At 53.5% G+C, this 3,699-nt stretch carries 2 rRNA genes; both read left to right on the top strand.

Annotation, left to right across the window (positions count from 1 at the left end):
* The first annotated feature begins 158 nt into the window (after positions 1 to 158).
* Positions 159 to 3,317 (top strand): 23S ribosomal RNA (locus PCK14_RS19235).
* A 210-nt stretch (positions 3,318 to 3,527) separates the two neighbouring features.
* Positions 3,528 to 3,644, top strand: a 5S ribosomal RNA gene (gene rrf / locus PCK14_RS19230).
* The last annotated feature ends 55 nt before the right edge of the window (positions 3,645 to 3,699 follow it).

Raw genomic sequence — 3,699 nt, 5'->3', positions numbered from 1 at the left:
TGGGGATGTGTGTGGTGGGGTTGTTGTTTGAGAACTACATAGTGAACGCGAGCATCTTTATAAGAAGCAATTTCTTTGAGATATTTGAACCTGGATCTGACACTTTTGGGTGTTGGTTTTCATGGTTCTCTCGATAAGTATGATTGATCAACATGTGTGGTCAAGTTTTTAAGGGCACACGGTGGATGCCTTGGCATTAGGAGCCGAAGAAGGACGTAGGAATCTGCGATAAGCCTCGGGGAGTTGATAACCAAACTTTGATCCGAGGGTGTCCGAATGGGGGAACCCCGCTACCCGTCGCAAGGCGAGGTGGTGACCCGCACCTGAATATATAGGGTGTGTGGAGGGAACGTGGGGAAGTGAAACATCTCAGTACCCACAGGAAGAGAAAACAATAGTGATTCCGTTAGTAGTGGCGAGCGAACGCGGAACAGGCTAAACCGTGTCATGTGTGATAGCCGGCGGGCGTTGCATGGTGCGGGGTTGTGGGATTTACCGTTACAGTTCTGCCGGACTGTTGAGGGGAATGGTGCATGTATAGGTGAACGGCTTTGAATGGCCGGCCGTAGAGGGTGAGAGCCCCGTAACTGAAATGCAGTGCACTCCCTGGTGAGTATCCCAAGTAGCACGGGGCCCGAGAAATCCCGTGTGAATCTGTCAGGACCACCTGATAAGCCTAAATACTACCTAATGACCGATAGCGGACAAGTACCGTGAGGGAAAGGTGAAAAGTACCCCGGGAGGGGAGTGAAATAGTACCTGAAACCGTGTGCTTACAATCCGTCAGAGCAAGCGTGCACCTCGGTGTAGTTGTTCTTGTGATGGCGTGCCTTTTGAAGAATGAGCCTGCGAGTTAGTGTTACGTCGCGAGGTTAACCCGTGTGGGGAAGCCGTAGCGAAAGCGAGTCTGAATAGGGCGAGTTTAGTGGCGTGATCTAGACCCGAAGCGAAGTGATCTACCCATGGCCAGGTTGAAGCGCGTGTAAGAGCGCGTGGAGGACCGAACCCACTTCAGTTGAAAATGGAGGGGATGAGCTGTGGGTAGGGGTGAAAGGCCAATCAAACTTCGTGATAGCTGGTTCTCCCCGAAATGCATTTAGGTGCAGCGTTGCGTGTTTCTTGCTGGAGGTAGAGCTACTGGATGGCTAATGGGCCCTACAAGGTTACTGACGTCAGCCAAACTCCGAATGCCGGCAAGTGAGAGCGTAGCAGTGAGACTGTGGGGGATAAGCTTCATAGTCGAGAGGGAAACAGCCCAGACCACCAACTAAGGCCCCTAAGCGTGTGCTAAGTGGGAAAGGATGTGGGATTGCTTAGACAACCAGGAGGTTGGCTTAGAAGCAGCCATCCTTAAAAGAGTGCGTAATAGCTCACTGGTCAAGTGATTCCGCGCCGACAATGTAGCGGGGCTCAAGTACACCGCCGAAGTTGTGGATTTCAAACAATACCCAAGCCAGTAATGGTTCAGGGGTTTGGAGTGGTAGGGGAGCGTCGTGTGGGCATTGAAGCCGCAGTGTGAACTAGCGGTGGAGCCCACACGAGTGAGAATGCAGGCATGAGTAGCGAAAGACGGGTGAGAAACCCGTCCGCCGAATGATCAAGGGTTCCAGGGTCAAGCTAATCTGCCCTGGGTAAGTCGGGACCTAAGGCGAGGCCGACAGGCGTAGTCGATGGACAACGGGTTGATATTCCCGTACCGGTGAAGAACCGCCCATATTGAACCAAGGATACTAACCACCCAAACCACCGTTTGCGTGCCTTCGGGCCAGGAATGTGTGGGGAGCGTGGGACCTGACTTGGGGAGGTAAACGTATTAACAGGTGTGACGCAGGAAGGTAGCCGAGCCGGGCGATGGTAGTCCCGGTCTAAGGATGTAGGATCCACGATAGGCAAATCCGTTGTGGTGTCTTCAATGACGATTCTGAGATCTGATGGGACCCCCGCATGGGGGAATTCGGTGATCCTATGCTGCCTAGAAAAGCATCGACGTGAGGTTCCAACTGCCCGTACCCCAAACCGACACAGGTGATCAGGTAGAGAATACTAAGGCGATCGAGAGAATTATGGTTAAGGAACTCGGCAAAATGCCCCCGTAACTTCGGGAGAAGGGGGGCCTGCCCCGTGAAGGACACTAGCTGTCCGTGAGCGGGTGTGGGCCGCAGAGACCAGGGGGAAGCGACTGTTTACTAAAAACACAGGTCCGTGCGAAGTCGCAAGACGATGTATACGGACTGACTCCTGCCCGGTGCTGGAAGGTTAAGAGGACCGGTTAGCTACTTCGGTGGCGAAGCTGAGAATTTAAGCCCCAGTAAACGGCGGTGGTAACTATAACCATCCTAAGGTAGCGAAATTCCTTGTCGGGTAAGTTCCGACCTGCACGAATGGAGTAACGACTTCCCCGCTGTCTCAACCATAAACTCGGCGAAATTGCAGTACGAGTAAAGATGCTCGTTACGCGCAGCAGGACGGAAAGACCCCGAGACCTTTACTATAGTTTGGTATTGGTGTTCGGAGTGGCTTGTGTAGGATAGGTGGGAGACTGTGAAGCTGCAACGCTAGTTGCGGTGGAGTCATCGTTGAAATACCACTCTGGTCACTTTGGACATCTAACTTCGGCCCGTAATCCGGGTCAGGGACAGTGCCTGATGGGTAGTTTAACTGGGGCGGTTGCCTCCTAAAAAGTAACGGAGGCGCCCAAAGGTTCCCTCAGCCTGGTTGGCAATCAGGTATCGAGTGTAAGTGCACAAGGGAGCTTGACTGTGAGAGGGACACCTCGAGCAGGGACGAAAGTCGGGACTAGTGATCCGGCGGCACATTGTGGAATGGCCGTCGCTCAACGGATAAAAGGTACCTCGGGGATAACAGGCTGATCTTGCCCAAGAGTCCATATCGACGGCATGGTTTGGCACCTCGATGTCGGCTCGTCGCATCCTGGGGCTGGAGTAGGTCCCAAGGGTTGGGCTGTTCGCCCATTAAAGCGGTACGCGAGCTGGGTTTAGAACGTCGTGAGACAGTTCGGTCCCTATCCGCTGCGCGCGCAGGAAATTTGAGAAGGGCTGTCCTTAGTACGAGAGGACCGGGACGGACGAACCTCTGGTGTGTCAGTTGTACTGCCAAGTGCATCGCTGATTAGCTACGTTCGGATGGGATAACCGCTGAAAGCATCTAAGCGGGAAGCCCGCTTCAAGATGAGATTTCCATACACGTAAGTGTGAGAGGCCCCCAGCTAGACCACTGGGTTGATAGGCCGGATGTGGAAGCGAGGACTAAAGACTCGTGAAGCTGACCGGTACTAATAAGCCGATAACTTACACCACACATAACTTATAAAATTACTGTGCTCGCGTTCACTATGTGGTTCCCAAACAACAAACCGTTTGGAAACCAAAACAGGTTGTCCCCTGTGACCACCCCCACCCCCAAACGGTGCGGAACGGTCACCAGGAACCCTGTATAATAAAATACTGTTGCTCCAAGAGCACCCAACAAGCCACCCAACCAAGAAACATTGGTATTGGGGAACGAGTTACGGTGGTCATAGCGTGGGGGAAACGCCCGGTCCCATTCCGAACCCGGAAGCTAAGACCCACAGCGCCGATGGTACTGCATTCGAGAGGATGTGGGAGAGTAGGACACCGCCGGACAACACCAAAAACAGGTCGAGGCCCCACACCACACGGTGCGGGGCCTCCCTGCATT

It is taken from the genome of Arthrobacter sp. HY1533 (genome assembly GCF_027568515.1).
Classification (GTDB): domain Bacteria; phylum Actinomycetota; class Actinomycetes; order Actinomycetales; family Micrococcaceae; genus Specibacter.
The sequence above is the reverse complement of the archived record's forward strand: the minus strand, read 5'-3'. Positions and strand labels throughout refer to the sequence as shown.